At 63.5% G+C, this 25,011-nt stretch carries 27 protein-coding genes; 14 read left to right on the forward strand and 13 right to left on the reverse strand.

The window, feature by feature from the left end; translation table 11 throughout:
- Nucleotides 1-85: 85 nt before the first annotated feature.
- From LB556_RS04360 to LB556_RS04390, 7 genes are all read right to left on the reverse strand, one after another.
- Nucleotides 86-1,267, reverse strand: coding sequence for a serine hydrolase domain-containing protein (locus LB556_RS04360; RefSeq protein WP_224564342.1), 1,182 nt, complete (start codon nt 1,265-1,267; stop codon nt 86-88).
- A gap of 33 nt (nt 1,268-1,300) precedes the next feature.
- Nucleotides 1,301-2,497 carry a serine hydrolase domain-containing protein gene (locus LB556_RS04365; RefSeq protein ID WP_224564346.1) on the reverse strand — a complete coding sequence of 399 codons (1,197 nt, stop codon included), beginning with the start codon at nt 2,495-2,497 and terminating at the stop codon, nt 1,301-1,303.
- Between the two features lie 62 nt (nt 2,498-2,559).
- On the reverse strand, nt 2,560-3,594 hold the full coding sequence (locus LB556_RS04370) for an extracellular solute-binding protein (protein ID WP_224564348.1): 1,035 nt from the start codon (nt 3,592-3,594) through the stop codon (nt 2,560-2,562).
- 22 nt (nt 3,595-3,616) lie between these two features.
- The gene (locus LB556_RS04375; RefSeq protein WP_140704549.1) at nt 3,617-4,417 is read right to left on the reverse strand and encodes an ABC transporter permease; all 801 of its coding nucleotides are present in this window, start codon (nt 4,415-4,417) and stop codon (nt 3,617-3,619) included.
- Nucleotides 4,410-5,330 (reverse strand): ABC transporter permease, encoded by a 921-nt coding sequence (locus LB556_RS04380; RefSeq protein ID WP_224564351.1) that lies wholly within the window; start codon nt 5,328-5,330, stop codon nt 4,410-4,412. Before LB556_RS04380 ends, LB556_RS04375 begins: the two co-directional genes overlap by 8 nt.
- Nucleotides 5,330-6,424, reverse strand: coding sequence for an ABC transporter ATP-binding protein (locus LB556_RS04385; protein WP_224564353.1), 1,095 nt, complete (start codon nt 6,422-6,424; stop codon nt 5,330-5,332). The genes LB556_RS04380 and LB556_RS04385 overlap by 1 nt, the downstream gene beginning before the upstream one ends.
- A 139-nt stretch (nt 6,425-6,563) precedes the next feature.
- Nucleotides 6,564-8,243 carry an amidohydrolase gene (locus LB556_RS04390; protein ID WP_224564356.1) on the reverse strand — a complete coding sequence of 560 codons (1,680 nt, stop codon included), beginning with the start codon at nt 8,241-8,243 and terminating at the stop codon, nt 6,564-6,566.
- A 258-nt stretch (nt 8,244-8,501) separates the two neighbouring features.
- Here LB556_RS04390 and LB556_RS04395 point away from each other — a divergent pair, with 258 nt between their 5' ends.
- The 4 genes from LB556_RS04395 to LB556_RS04410 all read left to right on the forward strand — a co-directional run bounded on the left by LB556_RS04395 (nt 8,502) and on the right by LB556_RS04410 (nt 12,165).
- Nucleotides 8,502-9,155, forward strand: a complete 654-nt coding sequence (locus tag LB556_RS04395; protein ID WP_224564359.1) for a TetR/AcrR family transcriptional regulator — start codon at nt 8,502-8,504, stop codon at nt 9,153-9,155.
- Between the two features lie 24 nt (nt 9,156-9,179).
- A complete protein-coding gene (locus tag LB556_RS04400; protein WP_224564376.1) occupies nt 9,180-10,211 on the forward strand; it encodes a histone deacetylase family protein in 1,032 nt (343 codons plus the stop codon).
- Nucleotides 10,212-10,687: 476 nt separating this feature from the next.
- Entirely contained in the window at nt 10,688-11,398 is a 711-nt protein-coding gene (locus tag LB556_RS04405; RefSeq protein WP_224564379.1) for a helix-turn-helix transcriptional regulator, read from the forward strand.
- Nucleotides 11,395-12,165 carry a helix-turn-helix transcriptional regulator gene (locus LB556_RS04410; RefSeq protein WP_263485088.1) on the forward strand — a complete coding sequence of 257 codons (771 nt, stop codon included), beginning with the start codon at nt 11,395-11,397 and terminating at the stop codon, nt 12,163-12,165. Before LB556_RS04405 ends, LB556_RS04410 begins: the two co-directional genes overlap by 4 nt.
- A 23-nt stretch (nt 12,166-12,188) precedes the next feature.
- Here LB556_RS04410 and LB556_RS04415 read toward each other — a convergent pair whose 3' ends face one another.
- Genes LB556_RS04415 through motA form a run of 6 tightly spaced genes read right to left on the reverse strand, consistent with a single transcriptional unit; the run spans nt 12,189 to nt 17,022 of the window.
- Nucleotides 12,189-12,623 (reverse strand): hypothetical protein, encoded by a 435-nt coding sequence (locus LB556_RS04415; RefSeq protein WP_224564385.1) that lies wholly within the window; start codon nt 12,621-12,623, stop codon nt 12,189-12,191.
- Nucleotides 12,620-13,702, reverse strand: coding sequence for a flagellar biosynthesis protein FlhB (gene flhB / locus LB556_RS04420; RefSeq protein WP_224564397.1), 1,083 nt, complete (start codon nt 13,700-13,702; stop codon nt 12,620-12,622). Before flhB ends, LB556_RS04415 begins: the two co-directional genes overlap by 4 nt.
- 3 nt (nt 13,703-13,705) lie before the next feature.
- Nucleotides 13,706-14,719 (reverse strand): flagellar motor switch protein FliG, encoded by a 1,014-nt coding sequence (locus tag LB556_RS04425; protein WP_224564399.1) that lies wholly within the window; start codon nt 14,717-14,719, stop codon nt 13,706-13,708.
- A 43-nt stretch (nt 14,720-14,762) separates the two neighbouring features.
- Nucleotides 14,763-15,149: a flagellar motor switch protein FliN gene (gene fliN, locus LB556_RS04430; RefSeq protein ID WP_224564401.1), complete on the reverse strand. Its 387-nt coding sequence runs from the start codon at nt 15,147-15,149 to the stop codon at nt 14,763-14,765.
- 17 nt (nt 15,150-15,166) lie between these two features.
- Nucleotides 15,167-16,114 carry a FliM/FliN family flagellar motor switch protein gene (locus tag LB556_RS04435; RefSeq protein ID WP_224564412.1) on the reverse strand — a complete coding sequence of 316 codons (948 nt, stop codon included), beginning with the start codon at nt 16,112-16,114 and terminating at the stop codon, nt 15,167-15,169.
- 32 nt (nt 16,115-16,146) lie between these two features.
- On the reverse strand, nt 16,147-17,022 hold the full coding sequence (gene motA, locus LB556_RS04440; RefSeq protein ID WP_224564414.1) for a flagellar motor stator protein MotA: 876 nt from the start codon (nt 17,020-17,022) through the stop codon (nt 16,147-16,149).
- Nucleotides 17,023-17,167: 145 nt separating this feature from the next.
- On the opposite strand from motA, the gene LB556_RS04445 reads away from it, so the two are divergent.
- The 10 genes from LB556_RS04445 to LB556_RS04490 all read left to right on the forward strand — a co-directional run bounded on the left by LB556_RS04445 (nt 17,168) and on the right by LB556_RS04490 (nt 25,010).
- Complete coding sequence (locus tag LB556_RS04445) at nt 17,168-18,289, forward strand: DUF1217 domain-containing protein (protein ID WP_224564427.1); 1,122 nt, start codon at nt 17,168-17,170, stop codon at nt 18,287-18,289.
- 2 nt (nt 18,290-18,291) lie between these two features.
- Nucleotides 18,292-19,017: a flagellar basal-body rod protein FlgF gene (flgF, locus tag LB556_RS04450; protein ID WP_224564446.1), complete on the forward strand. Its 726-nt coding sequence runs from the start codon at nt 18,292-18,294 to the stop codon at nt 19,015-19,017.
- A 1-nt stretch (nt 19,018) separates the two neighbouring features.
- A complete protein-coding gene (fliI, locus tag LB556_RS04455; protein WP_224564449.1) occupies nt 19,019-20,419 on the forward strand; it encodes a flagellar protein export ATPase FliI in 1,401 nt (466 codons plus the stop codon).
- Entirely contained in the window at nt 20,400-21,227 is an 828-nt protein-coding gene (locus LB556_RS04460; RefSeq protein ID WP_224564451.1) for a hypothetical protein, read from the forward strand. Before fliI ends, LB556_RS04460 begins: the two co-directional genes overlap by 20 nt.
- 83 nt (nt 21,228-21,310) lie before the next feature.
- A complete protein-coding gene (flgB, locus tag LB556_RS04465; RefSeq protein ID WP_224564454.1) occupies nt 21,311-21,691 on the forward strand; it encodes a flagellar basal body rod protein FlgB in 381 nt (126 codons plus the stop codon).
- A 2-nt stretch (nt 21,692-21,693) separates the two neighbouring features.
- Nucleotides 21,694-22,110, forward strand: coding sequence for a flagellar basal body rod protein FlgC (gene flgC, locus LB556_RS04470; RefSeq protein WP_224564457.1), 417 nt, complete (start codon nt 21,694-21,696; stop codon nt 22,108-22,110).
- Nucleotides 22,107-22,430 (forward strand): flagellar hook-basal body complex protein FliE, encoded by a 324-nt coding sequence (locus tag LB556_RS04475; protein WP_224564459.1) that lies wholly within the window; start codon nt 22,107-22,109, stop codon nt 22,428-22,430. The genes flgC and LB556_RS04475 overlap by 4 nt, the downstream gene beginning before the upstream one ends.
- Before the next feature lie 10 nt (nt 22,431-22,440).
- Nucleotides 22,441-23,229 (forward strand): flagellar basal-body rod protein FlgG, encoded by a 789-nt coding sequence (gene flgG / locus LB556_RS04480; RefSeq protein ID WP_224564461.1) that lies wholly within the window; start codon nt 22,441-22,443, stop codon nt 23,227-23,229.
- 6 nt (nt 23,230-23,235) lie between these two features.
- A complete protein-coding gene (gene flgA, locus LB556_RS04485; RefSeq protein WP_224565064.1) occupies nt 23,236-23,772 on the forward strand; it encodes a flagellar basal body P-ring formation chaperone FlgA in 537 nt (178 codons plus the stop codon).
- Nucleotides 23,769-25,010, forward strand: a complete 1,242-nt coding sequence (locus tag LB556_RS04490; RefSeq protein WP_224564463.1) for a flagellar basal body P-ring protein FlgI — start codon at nt 23,769-23,771, stop codon at nt 25,008-25,010. The genes flgA and LB556_RS04490 overlap by 4 nt, the downstream gene beginning before the upstream one ends.
- Nucleotide 25,011 lies beyond the last annotated feature (1 nt).

Below are 25,011 nucleotides of genomic sequence, written 5' to 3' on the forward strand. Positions count from 1 at the left end.
CGCAGACGTTCTGTCCGCCAACCGCCGCCTTTTCACCGGCACGCGAGGTCCACAGGAAAGCGAGGGCTGAACTGGGGCCCGGAGGTCAGACCATCCGGCTCAATGCTTCGCAAAAGGCGACGATCTCGATATCGAGCGGATCGTCGACAGGTACTGGCTGCGATGACATCTTGGCGATGACGACTTCGGTCCGGGGATCGACATAGAGCCATTGGCCGTGGATGCCGATGCCGCAATAGGCACCGTTCTCATGCCCGGTCTGGTACCATTTGTTGCGGTAGCGGCCGTTCGGAAACAGCGGAAGCATCGCGCCGCGCTGCCAGGCCTCCGAACTGCCTCCGGTCGCAACCGTGTCACGGACCCAGGCTTCCGGCACGATGCGCCGGCCATTGGCGGTGCCGCCCTGCCGCATCATCTCGCCGATACGCGCCAGGTCGCGCGGCGTCACCGAAATGCCGCCGGCGGTGCGCGCCGTGCCTTCCATGTCGACGCCGATCGAAGCTTCGCCGACGGCCCCAAGCGGCAGCCACAGCCGGTCGCGCATGAGGTCGGCGAAGCGCTGGCCGGAAGCGCGTTCGAGCAGCAGGCCGAGCAGGTCGGAATTGGGCGAACGGTAGCGGAAGGTCTGGCCGTGCGGCTCGGCAAGCCGCTGCAGGGTCAGGATGAATTCGCGCAGGCTTTCCGTGCCGCCGCCCGGGTTCCACAGCGTGGCGCGGCGATAACGTGCGAAGTCGCTTTCCGGATCGAGATAGGCCTCCTCGAAATCGAGGCTGACGCTCATGTCGAGCACATGCCGCGCGCTTGCATCGCCATAGGCCGATCCGACGGCTTCCGGGATGTATTGCGTCACCGGCGCTTCCGGGTCGAACACCCCCTCGCCTTCCAATATGCCGGCGATGATCGCGGTGACCGACTTGCTGATCGAGAAGATGATGTGGCGGGCGCCGAAATCCATATGCGGTGCGAACCAGTCGCCGATGATCTTGCCGCCTTTCATCACCGTCAGAGCGTCGGTGCTGGAGCGGACGAGGAATTCGGCCACCGTCTCCGGTGCACTGGCAAGCGAAACCCTTTCGCCGAGCAACTCGCCCAAGTCCCGCACAGGAGCTTCGACGACACCCGGCGCCGCGGCCACACGTGCCGTCGGCACCAGTTCGCCGAGGTTCTGGAACGACCACCGGTTGAACGGATTTTCGCGCCAGTTGCCGAGCAGCACCTCGTTACGGCGGAAGCCGTAGCGGGTCTCGAACGCGGTCTTGCCGGTCATGGCGTTTCCTTCCAGTCTTCTGTTTCTTGAGGTTCAGGCGAGCGCCGCGGCAATGGCGTGCACGGCCTTCAGCGTTGCCATGGAATAGGCCATGTTGCTGAAATCCGGATAAGTCGACAGCTTCACCACAACCATTCCTGTGTTCCAGTCGATGTGGATCAACTGCCCGAACACGCCCCGGCACATCAGTGCCCGCGAACTGGAATTCTCGATCCAGAACTGGTTGCGATAGCTGCCATCAGGCAGGCTGGCGGAGAAATCCGGGCCATGCTTTCCAGTGCGCGTCGCCTCGATCCAGCCGGCCGGCACGATGCCGCCGCCATTGTCGAGGATCAGCTGGCCAAAGCGGGCGTAGTCGCGCAGCGTTGCGTTGAAACCGCCATCGGCCAGCGCGTAACCCGCGCTGTCGACGGTGAAGCAGGCGCTCTCGTCGGCGCCGAGCTTTTGCCACAGTTCCTCGGAAACCAGCTGCGCCAGCCGCTTGCCGGTCACCCGCTCCATGATGAAGGCAAGCACGTCGGTCTCGATGGAGCGGTATTCGAACGCAGCCCCATGCGCGCGGACTGTGTCCTTGAGGCCGAGGATCAGCTCGAACATTTGCGAGGGCCAGCGGAAGTCCGGATCGCTGCCCGGTGGCACCGGCTTCCAGCCGGTGGCGACATCGACCTGGCCGATATCGGAATAGCGGTCGGTATATTCCTCGGAAAAGCGCACGCCCGTCGTCATGTCGAGCACATGCTGGACGCTGGCGCCGGCCCAACCCGTGGCGCCAAGCTCCGGCAGATAATCCGTGACCGGGCGGGCTGGATCGATCAGGCCGCGCCCGGCCAGGATCCCGAACACCGAGCCGGTAACCGATTTGGCCATCGACTGCGACAGGTGCAGCGTGCGCTCGTCCATACCGTTGAAATAGCGCTCATAGGCGATCCTGCCGTGCTTCAGCACCAGGAAGCCGTCCGTATAGGTCTCATCGAGCAGCCCGGCGAGCGTCGAAACCCTGCCCTCGCTGTCCTCGACCGCCAGCCCGTCGAGATCGACCTCGGCCTGTTCGAGACGGCGGCGGTGACCGGTGCCGCGCCAGACCTCGGCGGTCGGCAATATTTCCCTGATGTGCTGGAAGGCCCAGCGGTTCCAGGGCGGCCTGTCCCAGTCGAGCCTGGGCGGCACCATGGCGGGCGGCGAGCCCTGCATGATCGGCGGCAGCGGATCGCTGTTGCGATAGGAATTCATGAAGGCCATTCCGGAAAAGAAAAGACCCGGCGGCGGGTGCCGCCGGGTCCATCACGCAGCGATTACTTCTGCAGTTCGGTCCAGATCTTTGTGTAGAGCTCCTGGGTTTCTGGAGCGCACATCTGCTGCAGTTCCCCGAGCGGCTTGGCGTCGGCCGGAATGACGACTTCCGGAGCGTCCTTCATGTCGGCCGGCATGTACTTGTCCGAACCGGTGATGGCATTGGCATAACGATGGAAGGCCGAGAGGCCCGCCGCGTTTTCCGGATCCATGATGAAGTTCTGGAACAGCTTGGCGTTCTCGACGTTCTTGGCATCCTTCAGGACGACGACGTTGTCGCTCCACAGGCCATAGCCTTCCTTCGGATAGTTGAAGTGGATTGCCGGGTTGGCCAGGCGCTGGCGCAGCGCCGAACCGTTCCAGTCGCTGGTCGCCTTGAAGTCGCCGGCGCCCATCTTCTCGATGGTATTGTATTCCATGGCGATCCAGTTCGGCTTGGCCGCCACCAGGAGGTCACGCACCTTCTTCAGCACCGCCTTGTCATCGGTGCACTGCTGGCCGCCGACATACTTGATCGCGGCGAACATCACGTCGCCCATCTCCGGCACGACGTTGACCTTGCCCTTCAGCTCGTCTGGCGTGTTGAAGATGATGCCCCAAGTGTTGGCCGGGCCCTTGTAGGCATCGGTATTGACCACGACGCCGATCGTGCCCCATGCCCACGGAACAGTGTATTTACGGCCTGGATCGAAATCGGGATTGGCCCATTCGGGCGCGATGTTCTTGGCGTTCTCCATCTGGCCGGGGTCGGTCTCCTGCACGAGGCCTTCCTTGATCCAGATCGGCACGTAGGTCTGCGAAGGCACCGCTATGTCGAATCCGGTGCCGCCCTGGCGAACCTTGGCCAGCGCGGTGTCGTTCGAGTCATAGTCGGTGATCGTCACCTTTACGTTGTATTTGGCCTCGAACTTCTTGATCACATCCGGACTGGTGTAGTTGCCCCAATTATAGATGTTGAGCACCCCGTCGGCGCGGGCAAGCCCCGTCGAAGCGAGCAACGCCAACCCCATGGCGGTCGCTGTTGTCTTCCAGTTCATGGTTTTAACTCCCATTTCAGGTTCAGTCTCTTTTCCTGCTGACGAAGAAAAACAACGTGACGATCGCGACCGAAAGCAGCAGGAAGGCGGTCGATATCGCGTTGATCTCAGGTGTTATGCCGCGGCGGATCTGGCCGAGCATATAGGTGGGCAGCGTGTCCTGGCCGCCTGACTTGACGAACTCGGTGATGACGACGTCATCGAGCGAGATGACGAAGGCCAGCATCAGCCCGGCCAGGATGCCGGGCCACAAAAGCGGCAGCGTGATCCGGCGGAAGGTCTTCCATGGCGTCGCGTAGAGATCGGCCGCGGCGCGCTCCAGCGTCAGGTCCATATTCTCCAGCCGGGCCCGGATCGGCAGATAGGCAAAGGGAATGCAGAACGCCGTATGCGCGGCGACCAGATAGCCGATGCCGGAATAGCCTGTGAAGATCTTGATGCGCGAGAAGAAGATCAGCAGCGCCACGCCGGTGACGATCTCGGGCACCATCAGCGGCTGGTTGATCGCCGCGTATTTGAAGGTGAGGCCGGGATAGGACGCTGTACGCGTGGTGGCGAGCGCGGCCATGGTGGCGAAGATGGTCGACAGAACCGCCGCGATGGCGCCGATCTGGAACGAGCGCAGCGTGGCGTCGATGACCTGCGTGTTCTGGTATGCCGACTGGAACCATTTCAGCGAAAAGCCACCCCATTCCGAGGTCGAGCTCGCCGCATTGAAGGCATAGATGACCAGCACGATGATCGGCAGATAGAGGACCACGAAACAGGTCGCCGCGATCGCGGTGAAGCCCGGCTGATGCTTGATGGAGAAGTTGCTAGCCATGACGCACCCCCGACTTGCCGGCGTTGCGTACATAGGCAAGCAGTGCCACCATGACGATGATCATCACCGTGATCGACAGCGCCGAGCCGAGCGGCCAGTTGCGGCCCTGTCCGAACTGCAATTCGATCAGGTTGGACAGCATCATGTTCTTGCCGCCGCCGAGCACGCTCGGCGTCACATAGGCGCCCAGTGCCGGAATGAAGACCAGGATCGAGCCGGCGATGACCCCTGGCTTCACGAGCGGGAAAATGATCTTCCGCAGCACCTTGAAGCGCGTGGCGTAGAGATCATAGCCCGCCTCGACCAGCCGGAAGTCGAGCTTCTCCATGCTGGCATAGATCGGCAGCACCATCAGCGGCAGGTAGACATAGGCCATGCCGATCAGGATCGCCGTGTCGGTGTAGAGGATCTGCACCGGCGCCGAGACGATGCCGAGCTTGAGCAGGATCGTGTTGACGATGCCTTCATTGCGGATGATCTGCAGCACGGCGAAGGTGCGGATCAGGAGGTTGGTCCAGAACGGGATGGTGATCAGGAACAGCCAGAGATCCCTGGTCTTCTCGCTGCGTGTCGCCATGAAATAGGCCGTCGGGAAACCGAGCGCCAAGGTGGCGAGCGTCGTCACCACCGCGAGCTTGATCGAGCGCCAGAAGATCGTGACATGCGCCGCGGCGAGCGACAGTGTGTCGTCGAAAATATCGCGCTCCAGGAAGACCGATGTCCAGGCGTCGGATGAGAACTGCCATTTCACGTCGCCGTAGGGGCCGGGAGTCAGGAACGAATAGACCAGCACGATCAGCAGCGGGCCGGTCGCGGCAAACAGAATGACCAGCAGCGCCGGCGCTGACAAAAGCCAGCGGTCACGGACATCGCGCCGTTCCGCTGCCTTGGCGACTTCTTCCGCGCTCGCCATCAGTCCCTCAGCACTTGCGCGGCGTCGTCGCCGATCATGATGCCGACCTTGTCGCCGCGCTCGAAACCGCAGCCCGCGGTGCGCGTGTTCTGCTGGCGTACGGTGAAGGCCTCACCGCTGTCGAGATGGACATGAATGTGCGTGTCGGTGCCGAAATAGACGATGTTCTCGACCCTGCCCGACAGGTCGCCCTTGTCCTTCGTCAGCTTGGCATGCTCGGGCCTCACCACCACGGTGGCTTCGTCCTTCGGCTGGAAGCCTTCGGCAACGGTTGCCTCGATGGTCGTGCCGGATTTGAGCGTCGCGCGCGCCTTGCCGTTGCCGATGCCCGATATGGCGGCGGTCAGAAAGTTGGTTTCGCCGATGAAGTCGGCGACAAAGCGATCCGCCGGCTTGTCGTAGATATCCCAGGGTGAGCCGACCTGCAGGATCTTGCCCGACGACATCACCGCGATGCGGTCCGACATCGTCAGCGCTTCTTCCTGGTCATGAGTGACGAAGATGAAGGTAATGCCGGTCTCGTGCTGCAGCCGCTTCAGCTCGATCTGCATCTCCTTGCGCAGCTTGTAGTCGAGCGCCGAGAGCGGCTCGTCGAGCAACAGCACTTTCGGCTGCGGCGCCAGCGCCCGGGCCAGCGCCACGCGCTGCTGCTGGCCGCCGGAAATCTGGCCGGTGCGGCGACCCGCCAGCGCCTCCATCTTGACCAGCTTCAGCATCTCGGCGACGCGCGCCCTGATCTCGGCCTTCGGCTTGCCCAGCATCTCCAGGCCAAAGCCGATATTGTCGGCGACGGTCATGTGTGGGAACAGCGCGTAGGACTGAAAGACGGTGTTGACCGGCCGCTTGAAGGGCGGCAATGGCGCGATGTCCTGGCCATAGAGCAGGATCTCGCCGGCGGTTGGAAAGTCGAAGCCGGCGATCAGCCGCAGCAAGGTGGTCTTGCCGCAGCCGGACGGTCCCAGCAGCGTGAAGAACTCGTTCTCGCGGATGGATACCGAGACCTTGTCGAGGGCAGCGACCTGTCCCTCACCCGATCCAAAAATTTTACTGACGTTTACTACTTCAATCGCATTCCGATCCGGTTTGTCCGGCACGATTACGCCTCACTGTTGACCCCGCTCTTGCTGGCGGAGCTTGTCCCCTGTTGGATGTGACCACATGGCCGGTAGGTTGGCAAGCCCGGCATTGAATCACAGTTCAGTCAGTCATTAGACGGCAAGCATCATGCCATGGTCAGGCCTGATAGGTGACCTTGCCGCCACAGATCGTCGTCACCGGCCGCAGTCTGTGCAGATCGGCTGGTGCCGTCTTCTCGATATCGGCCGACAGCACCACCAGGTCCGCCATGTAGCCTGATTTCAGCATGCCCTTGCGGTCCTCGGCGAATTCGGCATAGGCGCCCTCAACCGTGTAGGCGGCGATCGCTTCATGCAGCGAGAAGCGCTGGTCCGGATCGCTTTCCGCCCACGGTTTGCGCTGCACTGCCGCCTGGATGCCCAGGATCGGGTCGATCGGCGACACCGGCCAGTCCGATGCGAACACGACATGCGCGCCGGCGTTCTTCAAGGTCCGCCACGCATAGCTGAGCGGCCAGCGGGCCGGACCGATGCGCGACACGGTCGGCTCCAGCGGGAAATCCATGGCGCCGGGCGGATGCGGCGGCTGCATTGAAGCGATCACCCCGAGTTCCGCGAAACGCGGCACGTCCGCGGCTGTGATGACCTCGATATGTTCGACGCGATGCCGGCTGTCACGCTTGCCATTGGCCTTTTGCGCCGCCTCGTAGCCGTCGAGCACGGCACGAACCGCGCCGTCACCGATCGAATGCACAGCGATCTGCAGCCCACGCCTGTCGATGGCGACCGCCAGATCGATGAACTGCCGAGGCGTGAACAGCGGCTCGCCAACCCAGTCGGGCCTATCGGCATAGGGCTCGATCATGACCGCCGTCCAGGAATCGAGCACCCCGTCGTAGAACACCTTCACCATGCCCGATGAAAGCCATTCGCTGTCGTAGCGCTCTGCCATGACGGACGCCTTGTCGAGCATGTCGAGCGTCATGAAATTCTTGTAGTGGAAAGGGATCTGCACGCGGCAGGGCAGGCCTTCCTCGGCCTCGATCTCGGCCAGCAGTTCGAGCTGATAGAGATTGCCATCCATGTTCTGGATTGAGGTGATGCCGTGGCGCGCGCACCAGGCGAGCCCGCGCCGCATAATGTCACGGTCGGCGGCGCGTTCGGCGGCGGACGGCATCGGATCCGGCTCGCCGCCGGTCGCCAGCCCCAGCCGCACGCGGCCTTCGCCGGCAAGGTCGAGAACCGGGCCGAAGGCCTCGCCCTCGCGCAATTCGCCCGCTGCCAGGCCATCGTCGCCCATCACGATCTCATTGCCCGGACCAAGCGTGCGCCCATTGAGGATGCCGGCCAGTTCGAGCGCCTTGGTGTTGGCCCACATCGTATGGTGGTCGGGAGCGGCCATGACGAAAGGCCGGTCCGGCAGGATGGCATCGAGATGGTGACGCGTCACTCGCTCGTCGCCAAGCACGGTATAGTCGACGCCTTGCCCGACCAGCATTTTCGCGTCCGGCCTTGTCGGCGCATAGTCGCGGATCGCCTTCTGCAGCGCCTCGAACCCGTGAACACCAGACAACTGCAGATGGGCGAGTTCGGCCGCGCCCGAAAACAGATGCATGTGGGCTTCGATGAAGCCGGGCAGGACCGATCCGCCACGCGCGTCTATGACCTGGGTGCCCGTTCCCCTGAGCTCTTCGATTGCAGCACTGCTGCCGATGGCGATGATGGCGCCGTCCTTGACGGCAACGGCCTCGGCGGCGGGATTGTCGCCGTCCATGGTCAGCACATGTCCGTTGATGACAATCAGATCCGCACTATGACCCGCACCCGTGACCGACATCGCGACTCCGCGCTTTTGACGATTGAATGAGACCGACGAACCTCGTGTCCAACGACCCGCCACACAAGGCACGGCGCTATCGGACAACGAATGATGCCAGTGCGCCGTCTTCGAAATTCCCCTTGTTATGCCAAGAGACAGCGTGGATAAAGAATGCGACTGATTATTCGCGTTTGTCAACATGCCGGATTTAGAATGTACTGTGGACAGCATCCTCCGCTCTTGTTGGGACCGGGCGGGGAACGAGGACGTCAAGCAGTGAAGCGCAGTCTCGACCGTAAAACCAGGATAGCGCTCGAACCGCGCAAGCAGCCGCGGCAACAAAGGTCCAGCAAGGTGGTCGACAGGATTCTCGACGCGGCGCTGATCTTGACCCGGGAGCAGGGAACCAGGACGCCGACGACACTCGCCATCGCGCAGCGCGCCGGCCTGTCGGTCGGTTCGGTCTACCAGTACTTTCCCAACAAGGAAGCCATTCTTCTGGACCTTGCCCGGCGCTGGCTGTCATCCTTTCCCGAGGTGATCACGAAGCGCATCAAGGTCGCTCCGCCCACCAACCGCGAAGAATTTCGGCAGGAAGTGCGCAAGCTCTTCATCGACACGTCTAAGCTCTATCTCGACAACGCCACGCTGATGCCGGTGATCGAGGCCATTTCAGGCAACGCCGACCTCCGGCCGATCCAGAACGAATATGACGACCAGATCATCGCCCTCTATGCCGCATGGCTGCAGCATGTGAACCCGGCTCTTGAAGACAAGGTCGCCAGCCGGCTCGGCGTGCTGATGATGGAAGTCGGACACGCCTGCCGGCTCGTCGGGCTGAAAAGGGACCGCAGGACGTACGACCTGATCGAGGACGACGTGGAAACCATGTGGCTCGCCCTGGTGAACCCCTATCTCAACCTTGACTGATTTTGGCATTTCGAGAGGAACTTTATGAAGACTGTCTATTCGCCGCTTCACGCCGGTCACGCCGGCCAGATGGAACTGGTTACCTCGGCCATCGTGCCCGGCTTTGAAAAGCCCTCGCGCGCGGAGTTCATCAAGGCGCGGGTCGAAAGCGAGAAGCTCGGTGCGATCATCGCGCCAGTCGGGCACGACCTGGCCGCCGCCAAGCGCGTCCACAGGGCCGACTACATCGACTTCCTGCCGACCGTCTGGCCGCAATGGCTGGCCGAGGGCCACAGCGGCACGGCCATGCCCTTCACCTGGCCGACGCGCGGCCTGCGCGGCGACGTGCCGCCCAAGCGCATCGACGCGCTGCTCGGCTACTATTCCTTCGACGGCGGCGCCACCTTCGTCGAGGGCACCTGGGCCGCGATCAAGTCGTCTTATGACGTCGCGCTGACAGCCGCCGGCCTGGTCAAGGACGGCGAGAGGTCGGCCTTCGCGCTCTGCCGCCCGCCCGGCCATCATGCCGGGGCAGGTTTCATGGGCGGCTATTGCTACATCAACAACGCAGCGGTCGCCGCGCAATGGTTCCTTGACCAGGGCGCCAACCGTGTCTCGATTCTCGATGTCGATTATCACCACGGCAACGGCACGCAAGAGATCTTCTATGACCGCGCCGACGTGCAGGTTCTCAACCTGCATGGCGATCCGATGGTCGAATACCCGTTCTTCCTCGGCCATGCCGATGAGCGCGGCACCGGCGCGGGCGAAGGTTTCAACATCAACTATCCCATGCCCTTCGGCACCCGCTGGGATGCCTGGAATGCCTCGCTGGAGGATGCCTGCGCCAGGCTGGCCGCCTACGCGCCAGACATCGTCGTCGTCTCGCTCGGCGTCGACACATTCGAGAAGGACCCGATCAGCCAGTTCAAGCTGAAAAGCTCCGACTATCCCAAGATCGGCCGGCGCATCGCCAAGCTCGGCCTGCCGACATTGTTCGTCCAGGAAGGCGGCTATGCCGTCGAGGAGATCGGCATCAATGCCGTCGGCGTGCTGACCGGCTTCGAGGATCGCTGATTTGGAGTCGTCGCCCAGAGGGGCGACGGCCTGCGTGGAGGACTTGCGAGGGAAAGGGTGGCGTCAGCCGCCCTTTTTGCATCCACCGGCATCGCATGAGCCCGCCGCAAACGATATGACCGGACTGCGCGGCTCGAAGTTCCCGCTCAAGGAAAAGCAGGGAAATCGGCCTCTGAGTCGCAGACCGAGTCCGTCCGATTCGATTTTGTCAAATCGCGTTTGATGTCGGATTCATCTGCGGGTAGATTAGACCCGAATCAGCCGGTCCTCGGGGGGCGCGGCGACCACCCAAAGTCTCACGTTCCGGACTTTTCCGGCGCCAGACGCGGACGTCTTCGCGTTCCCCGAATGGATTCCGTCTGGTTGGGCGCGGCCCCGCGCCTCGTGTGTGTCTCGTAAAAGTAATGCGTTTTCGGGTTCGGCGGCTGGCTCTCCAGCAACCGGACATCAGAATCGATTCCGGCCAAAAGCAGCAGATGAGCAGTCCCGCCGCGCCTCTTCAATCCGACACATTAGGCTCGCGCCTGACGTCGCGCGGTGATCTCACCAGCTTCTTCATGGAGCTGACCGCCGAGATCGGCGCCGACAGCTACATGCTGGTCGCCATCGTCCATGACCAGGACCGCAACGATGCGCGTATCGTCTCCTCGAACTGGATCTTCGACGCCATCGAGTTGATCGGCAAGCGGCTGATCGCCGGGCTTGCCCAGGGACCGCTCACAGCGGCACCCGGAATCCGCCCGACGCCCTTGCTGGCGGCCCGGGCGCCGGACGCGGACGGCCTGGTCTCGGGCGAAGAGGCCCGGCTTCTCGACGTGCTCGGCCATGCCGAAATTTATTCACTGCGGCTGAATGTCGGCCGTCAGCGCCTGTTCGTCTTGTTCTCGGCGGCGGCCGCCGGACGGATCGACCAGCCGGCGCTGATGAAGGCGCAACTGAAATGCTGCTATGCGCTCTCGCACATTCCGCAGATGATCGCTGCCGCGGCCATGCAGGATCCGCTGTCGGACCGCGAGCGCGAATGCCTGTTCTGGGTCTCCGAAGGCAAGACCACCGACGAGGTGGCCGTCATCCTCGGCGTCTCCTCGAATACCGTCAACAGCTACATCACCCACGCCATTCAGAAGTTCGCGGCCAGCAACCGTGCGATGGCAATCGCCACGGCGATCAGGAGTGGCATCATTTGAAACCCGCTGAGATCAAAGACGTGGCGAAAGCCCTTTTCAACGCGCAGCACAGCCCTTTCGGCGCCTTCTCGCTGGGATCCGAAACACATCACGCCGTCACCATTCCCGATGCGGTGCGCCGCTGCCGCTGGATATCAGTCGATATCAATGCCTCGGCCTTCGGCCTGTTCTTCGTCAGCCCGTCGCCGGAGCGCGCCCGGCTGGTCCCGTGCTTTGATTCCGATTATCCCGGCGTCGGGGTGGCGACGAAGTTCATTTCAGGCGCCAATGGCGAGGAGATCGTGCGCCACAGCCGGATTTCGACCGAGCCGCGCTGGTGGACGGATGATGGCGTGGCGGCAATGACCGACATGTTCGGCAATCTCGCCTGGACCGGACAGATAGCGCCGCTGACACCCGGATCGAGCGGCATCGCCTTTCCCGTTCATGCCGATCGCGGTCAATGCGGTCTCGTCGTCTTCCAGGGATCGGAAATCTCGCTGCCGCAGGACGCGCTCTACGAAATCCACGCTCGCTGCTTCTCGCTGTTCGCCGCCGTCGCGCGCATGCGTCCGGGCGATGCCGGCAGGATGCGCTCGATCTCCAAGCGCGAGCTCGAATGCCTGAAGCTGACCGCCAACGGCAACACCAGCGAGGAGATCGCGCGGCTCCTGAAACTGTCGGTGCACACAGCCAACCAGTATCTGACGCAGTCCACCCAGAAGCTCAACGCCGTCAACCGCAACCAGGCGGTCGCCAAGGCGCTGCGGCTTGGCCTTATCGAATAATAGCTGCCGCCTGTAGGGCCGCCTCAGAAGGCCAGCGGCTCGACCTTGCGGATGCGGGCCTGGTCGATCACCGCCTCCAGCAGCGCCGTATTGTGCTCGGGGTCTTCGCCAGGTTTTTCGAACGACACGTAGTTCAATTTGACCGAGTTGCTTGCCTCGCTCAGGGTCAGCTGGAAATAGACGGTCACGCCGGGTGGCCTCAGTTCCAGGTCGAGCACGATGCGCGGGCTGCCGCTCCAGTCGACATGCGCCTCGCCGCCATGGCCGAGCCTGAGCGTGCCCGGCATGAAGAACAGCTCCACCGCTGAATCGACCAGGTCGGACAGGCAGGCGAAATGCTCCAGCCGGATGAAAGCGATATAGTCGGCGACATCGATCAGCCGCAGTTCCGCCACCACTTGTTCGATGGCGTTGGCGACAATGATCTCGCGGGATTTTGCGTGCGGTTGGCGGTTCATGAAATCTGTCTGCGCTCAGCCTTTTTCGAATAGACGATCCGCACCAGTTCGGCGACGGCCTGGTAGAATTGCGACGGGATCACATTATCGACCGAAACTTGCTTGTACATGGAGCGGGCGAGCGCGACGTCCTCGAAGATCGGGATGTTATGCTCCTTGGCGATTTCGCGGATTTTCAGCGCCACAAGGTCCTGTCCCTTGGCCACCACGAGCGGCGCCGAATCTTCGTCGCGCACATATTTCAACGCGATCGAATAGTGGGTCGGGTTGGCGATGATCAGCGTCGCGCGCGGCACCGCCGTCATCATCCGCTTGCGCGCCCGGTCTCGCGCCAGCGAGCGCAGCCTAGACTTGACGATCGGGTCGCCCTCGGACTGCTTGAACTCGTCCTTGACCTCCTGCTTGCTCATGCGCAGGTCCTGCTTCCAGTGGAAGCGCGACCAGACGATGTCTACAGCCGCGATCAGTCCCATGACGAAGACGATCGCCACCAGTATGTCGACGGCGATGCCGCGAATGACGAGGCCGAAAGCGACCGGATTGGTGATCATACCGGCAAGCAGCTTGCGGTGATCCTCCGACAGCGTGAAACTGAGCACGACGATGGCGAACCCGACCTTTGCCAGCGACTTCAGGAACTCGACCCAGCCCTGGACGCCGAACATCCGGCTCCAGCCCTTGACGATCGAGATGCGTGACATCTGCGGCCTGATCCGCTCGCCGACGAATTGCGGCATGTTCTGCAGCACCGAGGCGCCGATGCCGGCAACGGTCAGCAGCACCAGCAGGCTGAGCACGGCGCGGCCCACTTCGAGCAGGACAAGCTTGTAGAGCGCGATGACATCTGTCTCCGTATCCATCGGCCAGGCTTCGGGCTTCTCGAGGAACATGGACAGGAACATGCCGAGGTCGACGATTGCGTCCTTGGCATAGAAGACGGTGAAAACCAGTATGGCGACAAAGGAGGCAAAGATCGCGGTTTCCCTCGAATGGGGCAGCTTGCCCTCTTCGATCGTGTCGCGGATTTTCTTTTCCGTCGCCTCTTCGGTTTTCGAGTCCTTGTCGGCGGCGTCGGCCATGCCTTAGGCAGCGTTCTGCGTCGAGGGAAGTTCGAATGCGCCTTCGCGCGAAAGCCGGATAGCAGTCGTCACGATGGTTTTGCGTGCCGCCATGATGTCGGCGGCGGCGACACCATCGGACCCCTGCCCGAGTTCGGCCTCGATCATGCGCCTCGAGCGGGCGCCGATCGCCGACAGCACCGCTTCGGCCAGTGCCGCCGACGTGCCGCGCAGCGCCAGTGTGACAAGCTCGGTCGACAGCCCGTCGAACAAAAGCACGCGTGCCTTCTGCGTGAGCAGCGGCAGATCGTCGAAGGCGAACAGCCGGGCCCGGACGCCGTCGAGGTCGGGCGTGCCGGCGGCCTCGAGATCCTGCATGACCTCATCTAGCAGGGGTTTTTCCAGCTCGTTGAGCACGCTGGCGACGCGCGCCTGCCCGGCCGAAGTGTCCTTGGTCGAGGTTTCCGACAGCACGCTGGCGCGCAGCCGGTTCTCGACGATTCTGGTGGCGGCGGGCGGAACATTGGCCATCGTCACCATGCGCTTGATGATTTCGCCGCGCATCGGCTTCGTCAGCGTCAAAAGCACGCTCGCCGCCGTCTGCGGCGCCAGTTTCGATAGCACCATGGCCGCCGTCTGAGGGTGTTCGCCTGCCAGGAACGCGCCCAGCCGCGAGGGTTCGAGCTTTTCGAGATCGGGCCAGATCGGCGGCGGGCCCTCGGGTGCCGCCTCCGGCTTCTTGTTGCCCATGATGGCGTTCATCTCTTCGGGCGAGAGAGACTCGTTGAGGATGGTGTCCATCCTGTCGGCGGAATCGAGCAGGCCCGCGCCCTCGGTGAATTCGGCCTCGAATTCGGCCACGATGCGCTCGAGATCGCTCTGCGGAATCGTCCTCAGCAACCGCGCGCCCTCGATCAGGGCCTTCAGCTCTTCCTGCTTGAAGAATTTCAACAGGCGGCTGGCGGACGGCTTGCCCATTGCCACCAATATGGCGGCCGCCTTCTGTGCGCGTGTCAGGGTCGTCAGCGGCGTTGTCATGCCCCTCGCCTCCGCTGTCGCTGGCAAGCCCAGCCAACCATGTCTAGGCGCCCTTCGCGCCGGCGATGATCTCGGTCAGTCTGATGCCGAAGCGAGAAGGGTCGCTTTCGAGCACGGTGATCTCGCCGCGCGCTATCTTGCGGCCGTTCACCACGACATCGACCGGTTCGCCGATGCGGCGGTTGAGTGCGACCGTCGACCCCTTCTGCAGCGCCATCAGATCGGCAACCGCCATCTCGGTGCTGCCGAGGATGATCTGGACATCGACGGGGATGTTCATGATGACGCTCGAATTGGCTCCCGCGGCGGCCCTGAACGCCGCGTCGGGGCGCTGCTCCTCTTCATGCAGCACGCCGCGCAGTTCCTCGATCGCACGATCGAGCTGCTCGTCCGGCTGGTCGAGTTCTGCTTCTATCTTGGTCTTGGCCATGCGTGGTCTCCAAAAGCTCAGGCGCGCCCGGCACCAGCCGGCATGAGCCCGTCGATCAAGTCCTGACCGGCATCGAAAGGGTGCCTGATTCGGACGGTGTAATTCTGCCCCAGTTTGCCGAACTCGCATACGAACAGCGTCTGGCCGCGCGCGCCGAGGCGGGCCCGCGATTGCGCCGTTTCGTCGAAGTCGATGACCTGGCCCACTTCGAGATTGGCGAGGTCTCGCAGCGTCAGCCGTGCCAGCGGCATGGTGGCTTCGAGCGCCACGGTCGAACGCATCACCTCTTCCGAAAAGCGTGCCCGCCAGCTGGTGCCGTGATCGCCCTCGTTGACGCTGGCCGTATCATCGCGGCCGGCCAACACGATACGTTGCGGCATCGTCACCGTGATCGAGCCGCTGTCGACCGGCGTCGAAATGCCGAAGACGATGCGGAGCCCGGCACCGTCGCGCAACACGTGCCGCTTGGCTTCGATGCCCGACATGGCCCGCGGCGCGGGCAGCCGCAGTTCGAGCGAGCGCCGCCCCGATCCGTTCAGCGCCTGCGCCACCTCCTGGAACACCATGGTCGAGACATCGGCCTCGATCTGCGACAGGTCGCGCTCGATCGGCGACACCGGCATGTCCGGGTCGCCGCCGAACAACGTCGAGACGATGATCGCGATCGCCGGAGCGTCGATGACGAGGGTCATTGCGTCCGAGGATGCCGGTGAGCCGACAACGGTCATGGCGAAGCTATCGCCGGCGCGCGAACGCGCCTCGGGAACACGGCTGACCTCCACGGTCCTGAGGTCGACGATGACGGGAGCCCCGAGCTCGCTTGCGAGCGCCTTCTGCAGCAGCGGCACGGCGCGTTCGGCCATGGCGCGGCCGGCATCGATGACCTGGTCGGCCTCGCCGCTGTCGCCGACAAGGCGCTCGATGATCAACGAGCGCACTTGCGAGGGGCTGCCTGGGCTCGTCATGACAGTTTTGGCACCGATCTGCCGTGCATCGCTCAGGCGGCCTTCTTCTCGGCGGCGCTGGTATTCATCGTGCTCTGCTCGACGGCGTCGATGCTCGGCCGCTCATAGGAGGAGATGGTCTTGCGGCCGAACTCGATCGCCACCTGCGGCAGCGCACCGTTCATGTAGGCGAGCAGCGTCTGCTTGACGATGATGTAGAGGCGGTTCTTCTTCTCGCGCACCGTCTTGACCTTGGTTGCGACAGGTCCGACCACAGCATAGGACAGGAAGATGCCGAGGAAGGTGCCGACCAGCGCGGCGCCAATCAGGCCTCCGAGGATTTCCGGCGACTGGTCGAGAGCGCCCATCGCCTTGACCACGCCGAGCACGGCGGCGACGATGCCGAGCGCCGGCAGGCCGTCGCCGACCGCGACCAGCGCATGATAGGCCTTCATCTTGTCGGACTTGATGGTCTGGATTTCCTCGTCCATCAGCGCCTCGATCTCGTGCGAGCGGGCATTGCCGATGATGATGATGCGGCAGTAGTCGCAGATGAAATGCGTGAGGTCATGGTTCTTGAGCACGGTCGGAAAGGCCTGGAAGATCGCCGACTCCTCCGGATTGTCGATATGCGCCTCGACCTCGCTGCGTGACTTGGAGCGCAGCTCGCGCATCAGGCTGTGCAGCACGCCAAGCGTTTCCAGATAGTCCTGTTCCTTCGGCACAGCCTGTTTGAAGGCTTCCAGAATGCCCTTGCCGGTATCCTTGACCGTCTTCATCGGATTGGCGACCAGGAAGGTGCCGAGCGCGGCGCCGCAGATGACCACGGCTTCCCATGGCTGTACCAGCACGTGCAGATGTCCGCCCATGGCCATGAAGCCGCCAAGGACGCAGCCGAGCGTCACCACAAGTCCTATCAGAATGCCCACGACCGGTCCTTCCGCATTTCACGTCGGACAAGGGATAGCCCCCGTGCCTTGTGTGAGGCTTGAATCCGGGCCGCTGGACGCGATTCAGTTTCGCGCAAGGAAGTGAGCTTATTGTGATGGCATAGCTTCGGCCGGAGGCGCGTCCTTGCTCAGTACCTACACCAGCTACCAGTTGATCACCAAAGACATCAACAAGTCGATCGACCGCATCGAGCAACAGCCGACGGTCGATCGCGATACCCAATATTATCTCGCCAACATCACCAAGGTGAAATCGATCGACGATTTCGTCAACAATGACCGCTTGTTCAAATACGCCATGAAGGCCTACGGACTGGAGGACATGGACTACGCCAAGGCGTTCATGGTCAAGGCGCTCAAGGAAGGCGTTACCGATCCCAACAGTTTCGCCAACAAGCTGACCGACAAGCGTTACGCCGCCTTCGTCAGCGCCTTCAACTTCGCCGCCAACGGCGCCGATGCCACCATCTACAACAAGGCGCAGCAGCTGGTGACGAAGAACTACGCCATCCAGGCGCAAATCGCCGGCCTCGACCCGAATTCGGACTATGTGAAGGGCGAGACGACCTACTATCTCGCCAACATCACCAAGGTGAAGTCGGTCGACGACCTGATGTCGAACAGCCGGCTCTACACCTACGCGCTCGCCGCGTACGGGCTCGATTCGGCGACCGAGGACAAGGACCTGATCAAGCAGGTGCTGCAGGGTGGCGTGCGCGACCCCAACAGCGTCGCCAACAAGCAGACGGATCCAGCTTATGCTGGACTGGCCACGGCCCTCAACTTCGAACAGTACGGCCAGAACGCCACCACCATCAATCCGGCGCAGCAGCCGACTGTCGACAAATACATGCGCCAGACGCTCGAAGAAGATGCCGGCCAGACGAATGAAGGCGTGCGGCTGGCACTCTATTTCCAGCGCAAGGCACCCGACATCACCAACTGGTACGACGTGCTCGCAGACACCGCGCTTGCCAGCGTCGTTCGCACCGCACTCGGCCTACCGGACTCCTTCGCCACCGCCGATGTCGACAAGCAGGCGCAGCTGTTCGGCCAGAAGCTCAACATTGCGGATTTCACGGATCCCGTGAAACTGAACAAGTTCCTGACCCGCTTCACCAGCATGTACGAGATAAACAATCCGACCTCGCCGGCCGTGACGTCGATCAGTGTGCTCTTCGCCAAACCGGTCACGTCGGGCATCTCCACCGACCTGATGATGGCCATGCAGAAACTGAAGTTCTGATCATGCAAGACAGTCTTTACGTTGCCCTTTCCGCACAGATGGCGCTCGAGCGGCGGCTCGACACGATCGCAGACAATGTCGCCAACGCCAATACTGTCGGCTTTCGCGCCACCGGCGTGAAATTCGAGGACGTGGTGTCCGGTACAGGACAGAAATCCGTGTCCTTCGCTTCGTCCGGGAAGACCTATCTTTCAGGCGCCCACGGTTCCCTGACAGAGACCGGCAATCCATTCGATTTCGCCATCCAGGGCGACGCCTGGTTCGCCATCGACACGCCGGCCGGCACCGTCATGACCCGCGACGGCCGCTTCTCCATGAACGAGAATGGCGAGTTGCTGTCGACCGAGGGCCACCCGGTGCTCGACGCCGGCGGCGCGCCGATCCAGCTCGATCCCCGCAACGGGCCGCCCAAGGCAGGCGCCGACGGCTCGCTGCGCCAGAACGACCAGCTCGTCGGTTCGATCGGCCTCTACAATTTCGACCCCGGCCAGAACTTCGTGCGCTACGGCAATTCCGGCATTGTGCCCGCACGCACGCCAGAACCGGTCACCGACCGTTCCGACATCGGCATCGCCCAGGGCTTCGTCGAGGAATCCAACGTCAATCCAGTGCTGGAAATGACCCGGCTGATCATGGTCCAGCGCGCTTTCGAAAACACCGCCGCGCTGATGCGGCAGACCGATTCTTCCACCGACGAGGCAATAAAGACGCTTGGCTCGAAGTCCTAGCATGGTGTCGGAGCAGCCATTCATCCGCGCACCCGAAAGACAGCTCCAGCCGGCGCCGGAGGATCGGCTCGCCGCGTTGGAGCGGGTTGTCAGGCGCTTCAGCGGTGGCGACGGGCTGGTCAAGCGCGGCGGTCTCGTCACGGAAGTCACATCCACCCATTACAAGGTGCGCGGCCTTTCCGATTTCACCAGGCTGGGCGACATTGTCGAGCAGCGCGGCCAGGCCGGCGCGCGCCGCGGCGAGATCGTCAAGATCAGCCGTGACGAGGTTGTCATCGCCCCCTTCGAACGCAGTGCCGACACCGGCATCGGCGATGCCGTGTTCCGCAGGGGCCCCCTCGTGGTGGCGCCGCATGCCTCGTGGCGCGGCCGCGCCATCGACGCGCTCACCCGGGCGATCGACGGTGGTCCGCCCCTGGTCAGAGGCGACGACATGTCGTCGGTCGCAGCGACGCCCGGCGCCATGGCGCGGCAGCGTGTCGGCACCGCCTTCATGACCGGGGTCAAGGTCATCGACATCTTCACGCCGCTCTGCTTCGGCCAGCGCATGGGCGTCTTCGCCGGCTCCGGCGTCGGCAAGTCGACGCTGCTTGCCATGCTCGCAGGCGCCGATGCGTTCGACACCGTGGTCGTGGCGCTGATCGGCGAACGCGGCCGCGAGGTTCGCGAATTCCTCGAGGACACGATCGGCGACAGCATGGCCAAGACGGTCGCCGTCGTCGCCACCAGCGACGAGAGCGCCATGATGCGACGGCGGGCGCCCGACACCGCCATGCGCGTGGCCGAGCATTTTCGCGACCAGGGCCACCGCGTGCTTCTGGTGCTGGATTCCATCACCCGCTTCGCTCACGCGCTGCGCGAGGTGGCGACGGGAACCGGCGAGCCGCCGGTCGCCCGGGGCTACCCCGCCTCGGTCTTCACCGAACTGCCTAAGCTGCTTGAGCGCGCTGGACCAGGGGCAGAAGGTAAAGGCTCGATCACCGCGGTCATCTCCGTGCTGGTCGACGGCGACGATCACAATGATCCGGTCGCCGATTCCGTGCGCGGCATCCTCGACGGTCATGTCGTGCTCGACCGCGCGATCGCCGAACAGGGCCGCTATCCGCCCGTCAATCCGCTGTCGTCCATATCGCGACTGGCCGGCAAGGCCTGGAGCGTGGAGCAGCGAGCCCTGGTGACGCGGCTGAAGTCGATGATCTCCCGCTTCGAGGACACGCGCGACATCCGCCTGCTCGGCGCCTATCAGGGCGGCGTCGACGCCGAACTCGACATGGCCGTGCGTCAGGTGCCCCTGATTTATGAGGCGCTGACGCAATCGCCCAGGGACCGCCCGTCCGCCGATCCGTTCTCCGACCTCGCCCGCCATCTCAAGGGAAAGCAGAATGCCGAACCAGGAGACTGAACGCCAGTACACCGAGCGCCTCCTGGGCGAGATGATCGCCGAGGCGAACGCCGCGCAGCAGGCTCGGGAGGAGGAGGCCAGGGTCGCCAAGGCAAACGCCGCCGGCGCCATGGCAGCCAGGACCGCGGCTGTTCTGGCCAGGGCCGCCAAGCCGGCCCTCCCCAGATCCGAACCAGTCCTGGCTCGGGCGACCTCAACGCATGCGGTCCGCGGCGTCGCTGCTCCCGAGATGACGCAGGCAAGCCGCGAATCGTTGATCGAAGACCTTTTTCCTGCGACCGATTGGCCGCAACCGCCAACAGGGCCGTTTCCAAGGTTGGGAAAGAAGGCCGACCGGCGCAGTGACCTTGTCATCGCCGCGCTCGGCGTCACGCTCGGCCTGATCTGCGCCCTGTTTCCCTGGTACATCTTCTTCAATCAGGACCAGTTCGGGGTCCAGGCGATCAAGTTCGGCGGAACCGGCACCAATTCCGGGCGCGCGGGCGGCGGCGTGGTTGCCGCACGCAGCGCGCCGCTGACCGCCAAGGACGTTCCCAACACCAACATCGACCTGCTTGCCACCGGCACGGTGCAGGACGATTCCAGAACGGAGCCACCCGGCGACCAGCCCTTCCCCGCCGATATCGCGAAGTTCCGCATGGTCCATGTCGCCAACGGCCGCGCCATGATCGAGGACGACACCGGCCTGTGGATGGTCCAGCGCGGTTCAACGCTACCGGATTCCAGCAAGGTATCGGCTATCGAGCAGCGCAACGGCAAATGGGTCATGCTCACCAGCGCCAACCAGGTGATCGAGCTTTCCAGGTAAAGGCCGATCTTGCCCTAGCGACCGTCCGCAAGGTCCGCGCAAGACTGGCGGCCTAGTCTTTGGGCACATGCCCGGAGATTCCCATGGAGCCCGTTTCCCTTTTTGATCTCGCCGCCAAGCAAGCGCAGTGGCTGTCCGTGCGTCAGTCGGCGGTGGCCGGCAACATCGCCAACGCCAACACGCCGGGCTACACGGCAAAAGACGTCGAGCCGTTCGAGAAGGTGCTCGACCGCACCGCGGTGTCGCTCCAGATCACCGAGCCTGGCCATCTCGGCAGCGCGGCGACCAACGCCGGCTTCGCCATCAAGCCGCAGGAAGACGACGGCGTGATCATGCCGTCCAAGAACAGCGTCGTGCTTGAAGACCAGCTTCTCAAGGCCGGCGAGGTGCGCCGTTCCTTCGAGCTCAACACGGCCATCGTCAAGGCATTCCACTCGATGATGATGATGGCGGTGAAGAGCTGACCATGGACGCACTGACCGCAGCCCTCAAAGTCGCAGCATCTGGCCTCGGCGCCCAGTCCGAGCGCCTGCGCGTGGTTTCGGAAAACCTCGCCAACGCCCAGTCGACCGGCACCGCGCCGGGCACCGACCCGTATCGCCGCAAGACCATCACCTTCGTTTCCGAACTCGACCGGGCCTCCGGCAGCTCGACGGTTGCAGTGAACTCGATCGACCGTGATCCGAGTGACTTTCCCGTTGAATTCCAGCCCGGCAACGAGGCCGCCGACGCCAAGGGCTACGTCAAGATCCCCAATGTGAACGTGCTGATCGAAATGGCAGACATGACCGAGGCCAACCGCTCCTACGAGGCCAACCTGCAGGTCGTGAAGCAGGCACGCGACCTCATATCAATGACCATCGACCTGATGAGGAATCAATGATCGTCAACGGCATCGGCGCGCTTAACCTAAAGCCCGGGCTGGGCGACACAGCCACCGACCTGCTACGCGGTGGTGTCGCGCCGGCGGCATCGGGCAATGTCGGCACCTCCTTCGCCGAAGCGGTAAGCCAGGCGGCCTCCAAGACCGTGACCACGCTGCAGAATGCTGAGCAGGTTTCGATGCAGGCGCTCAAGGGCGACGCCGACACCCGCCAGGTGGTCGATGCAGTGATGAGCGCGCAGCAGGCGCTGCAGACCGCGGTCGCCATCCGCGACAAGGTCGTTTCGGCCTATCTCGAAGTCAGTCGCATGGGCATCTGAGGAGCAGGCCATGAAAGCACTCGCCATCGCCGCCACCGGCATGAATGCCCAGCAGACCAACCTGGAAGTCATCGCCAACAACATCGCCAACATCAACACCACAGGCTACAAGCGCGCACGCGCCGAATTCTCCGACTTGCTCTACCAGGTCGACCGCACGCAAGGCGTGCCGAACCGCTCTAACGCCTCGCTGGTGCCGGAAGGCGTTTCGATCGGTTTGGGCGTCAAGACGACCGCCGTGCGCAACGTCCACACGCAGGGCGAACTGACCAGCACCGGCAACAGTTTCGACATGGCGCTGACCGGCAGGGGCTGGTTCCAGATCGAGGGTGCCGACGGCGGCACCCTCTATACCCGCGCCGGCGCCTTCAACACCAACGCCACCGGCCAGTTGGTGACGGTGGACGGCGCCAATGTCATTCCGGCCATCACCGTGCCGGTCAACGCCGTCGAGGTCATCGTCAACAAGACCGGCCAGGTCTTCGCCCGCATCGACGGCCAGACGAACCTGCAGACGCTCGGCCAGCTCCAGATCGCCAACTTCGCCAACGAGGCCGGCCTCGCACCGCTCGGCGACAATCTCTTCCAGGAAACGACGGCTTCTGGCCCGGCCAATGTCGGCGTGCCCGGCGACCCCGGCTTCGCCAGCATCCAGCAAGGCTATCTCGAGGCCTCCAACGTCGATCCGGTCAAGGAAATCACCGAACTGATCTCGGCGCAGCGGGCCTATGAGATGAATTCAAAGGTCATCCAGGCCGCCGACGACATGGCCTCGGTCGTCTCCAAGAACATCAGGTAAAGGATGATGGCCATGCCGATCTCCTGCTCCGCATTCCGCCGCGCCGCGCTTCTCCTTGCGCTGTTGGCCGGCGGCATGCCGGCTTTCGCCCAGGAATCGAACAGCCAATCGAACAGCCAATCGGCCAACCAGATCGCCAGCAATCAGCCTGCCGGCGAGATCGTGCTGATCCCCAGCCGCGTCATCTATCCCGGCGAGACCGTCGAGCTCACCGCCCTGAAGCAGGTGACCTTGATCCCGGGCAAACACAAGCCCGACGGGGTGGCGACCAGCGCCGGGGAGCTCCAGGGCAAGATCGCCAAGCGTACGCTGCTGCCTGGCCGCTACATTCCGAACGCCGCCATCCGCGAGGCCTGGCTGGTCGAACAGGGTGCCGCCGTGCAGGTCTTCTTCATTGCCGGCGGGCTGACGATATCGGCCACGGCCGTAACGTTGCAGCCAGGTTCGGCCGGCGACCTCATCAAGGTTCGCAACAGCGACAGCGGCAAGGTCCTCTCCGGCACGGTGATGGCCGACGGAACCATCCAGGTCAGCGCTTCATGATGCGCCTGCTTGCCCTTCTGCTCGCGGCGGCACTTGGCCTGCAGCCGGCGCTGGCCGACGGCCTGACACCCAAGGCCAAGCGCGAACTCGCCGCCAGGAATGGCGGTGTCTACGACGATCCGGAATATGATCCGGCCACCACCACGCGCATGTTCCGCGTTTCGCCCGGGCCAAGCTCGCTGCCGCCTGGCCAGGTCGCCTCGCGCATCAAGGACATCGCCCAGCTGCAGAGTTCGCGCGACAACCAGCTCGTCGGCTACGGCCTTGTCATCGGCCTCGCCGGGTCGGGCGACAGCCTGCGCAATTCGCCGTTCACCGAACAGTCGATCCGCGCCATGCTCGAAAATCTCGGCATTGCCACCGAAGGCGGCAGCGCACGCGCCAAGAACGTCGCCGCCGTCATCGTCACCGCCAATATGGCGCCCTATGTGCAATCGGGCGCCCGTATCGACATCGACGTGTCCTCGATGGGCGATGCCACCTCGCTTGCAGGCGGCACGCTGATCATGACACCGCTGAAGGCGGCGGATGGCGAAATCTATGCCGTCGGCCAAGGCGCTGTCATCGTTTCTGGTTTCACCGCGCAAGGCCAGGCCCAGCAGCTCACGCAAGGCGTGCCGACCGCCGGCCGGGTGCCGAACGGCGCGATTGTCGAGCGCTCTGTAAAAGCCGAATTCGACGACCAGTCGACGCTGACGCTGCAATTGCGCAATCCCGACTTTTCGACTGCCATCCGCATCGCCGACGCGATCAACGACTACTGCGCCCAGCGCTTCGGTATGCGCGTGGCCGCCGAGCGCGATTCCCGGACGGTGCAGATCAGGCGCCCCAAGAACGTTTCGGCGGCCCGCTTCTATGCCGAGATCGAGAATCTGGTGGTCGAGTCCGACACGCCGGCCCGCGTCGTCATCGACGAGCGCACCGGCACCATCGTCATCGGCAACGACGTCAAGATCTCGCGGGTCGCGATCAGCCACGGCACGCTGACCGTGCGCATCACGGAGGCGCCGCGCGTCGTGCAGCCGGAACCCTTCTCCAAGGGCGAAACCGCCGTCGAGCCGTTCACCGCCATCGACGCCAGCCGACCCGACGCCCGCGTCGCCGTCCTCGACGGACCCGACCTGCAAACCCTCGTTTCCGGCCTCAACCGTCTCGGCGTCAAGCCGGACGGCATCATTGCCATCCTGCAAGGCATCAAGTCGGCCGGCGCCCTGCAAGCCGATCTGGTTCTCCAATAGG

Origin of the sequence: Mesorhizobium sp. ES1-4 (assembly GCF_020164745.1) — a bacterium.
Classification (GTDB): domain Bacteria; phylum Pseudomonadota; class Alphaproteobacteria; order Rhizobiales; family Rhizobiaceae; genus Mesorhizobium.

Bases quoted from the DNA above. Each gene is read 5' to 3' on its own strand.
- flgG (WP_224564461.1), top strand. From the start codon at position 22,441: ATGAAAGCACTCGCCATCGCCGCCACCGGCATGAATGCCCAGCAGACC.
- LB556_RS04435 (WP_224564412.1), bottom strand. From the start codon at position 16,114: ATGACGAGCCCAGGCAGCCCCTCGCAAGTGCGCTCGTTGATCATCGAG.
- LB556_RS04460 (WP_224564451.1), top strand. From the start codon at position 20,400: ATGCCGAACCAGGAGACTGAACGCCAGTACACCGAGCGCCTCCTGGGC.
- LB556_RS04425 (WP_224564399.1), bottom strand. From the start codon at position 14,719: ATGACAACGCCGCTGACGACCCTGACACGCGCACAGAAGGCGGCCGCC.
- LB556_RS04475 (WP_224564459.1), top strand. From the start codon at position 22,107: ATGATCGTCAACGGCATCGGCGCGCTTAACCTAAAGCCCGGGCTGGGC.
- LB556_RS04490 (WP_224564463.1), top strand. From the start codon at position 23,769: ATGATGCGCCTGCTTGCCCTTCTGCTCGCGGCGGCACTTGGCCTGCAG.
- fliI (WP_224564449.1), top strand. From the start codon at position 19,019: ATGGTGTCGGAGCAGCCATTCATCCGCGCACCCGAAAGACAGCTCCAG.
- LB556_RS04400 (WP_224564376.1), top strand. From the start codon at position 9,180: ATGAAGACTGTCTATTCGCCGCTTCACGCCGGTCACGCCGGCCAGATG.
- LB556_RS04390 (WP_224564356.1), bottom strand. From the start codon at position 8,243: ATGTCGGTCACGGGTGCGGGTCATAGTGCGGATCTGATTGTCATCAAC.
- LB556_RS04360 (WP_224564342.1), bottom strand. From the start codon at position 1,267: ATGACCGGCAAGACCGCGTTCGAGACCCGCTACGGCTTCCGCCGTAAC.
- flgA (WP_224565064.1), top strand. From the start codon at position 23,236: ATGGCCATGCCGATCTCCTGCTCCGCATTCCGCCGCGCCGCGCTTCTC.
- LB556_RS04375 (WP_140704549.1), bottom strand. From the start codon at position 4,417: ATGGCTAGCAACTTCTCCATCAAGCATCAGCCGGGCTTCACCGCGATC.
- LB556_RS04415 (WP_224564385.1), bottom strand. From the start codon at position 12,623: ATGAACCGCCAACCGCACGCAAAATCCCGCGAGATCATTGTCGCCAAC.
- flhB (WP_224564397.1), bottom strand. From the start codon at position 13,702: ATGGCCGACGCCGCCGACAAGGACTCGAAAACCGAAGAGGCGACGGAA.
- fliN (WP_224564401.1), bottom strand. From the start codon at position 15,149: ATGGCCAAGACCAAGATAGAAGCAGAACTCGACCAGCCGGACGAGCAG.
- flgF (WP_224564446.1), top strand. From the start codon at position 18,292: ATGCAAGACAGTCTTTACGTTGCCCTTTCCGCACAGATGGCGCTCGAG.
- flgC (WP_224564457.1), top strand. From the start codon at position 21,694: ATGGACGCACTGACCGCAGCCCTCAAAGTCGCAGCATCTGGCCTCGGC.
- LB556_RS04380 (WP_224564351.1), bottom strand. From the start codon at position 5,330: ATGGCGAGCGCGGAAGAAGTCGCCAAGGCAGCGGAACGGCGCGATGTC.
- LB556_RS04405 (WP_224564379.1), top strand. From the start codon at position 10,688: ATGAGCAGTCCCGCCGCGCCTCTTCAATCCGACACATTAGGCTCGCGC.
- LB556_RS04365 (WP_224564346.1), bottom strand. From the start codon at position 2,497: ATGAATTCCTATCGCAACAGCGATCCGCTGCCGCCGATCATGCAGGGC.
- flgB (WP_224564454.1), top strand. From the start codon at position 21,311: ATGGAGCCCGTTTCCCTTTTTGATCTCGCCGCCAAGCAAGCGCAGTGG.
- LB556_RS04370 (WP_224564348.1), bottom strand. From the start codon at position 3,594: ATGAACTGGAAGACAACAGCGACCGCCATGGGGTTGGCGTTGCTCGCT.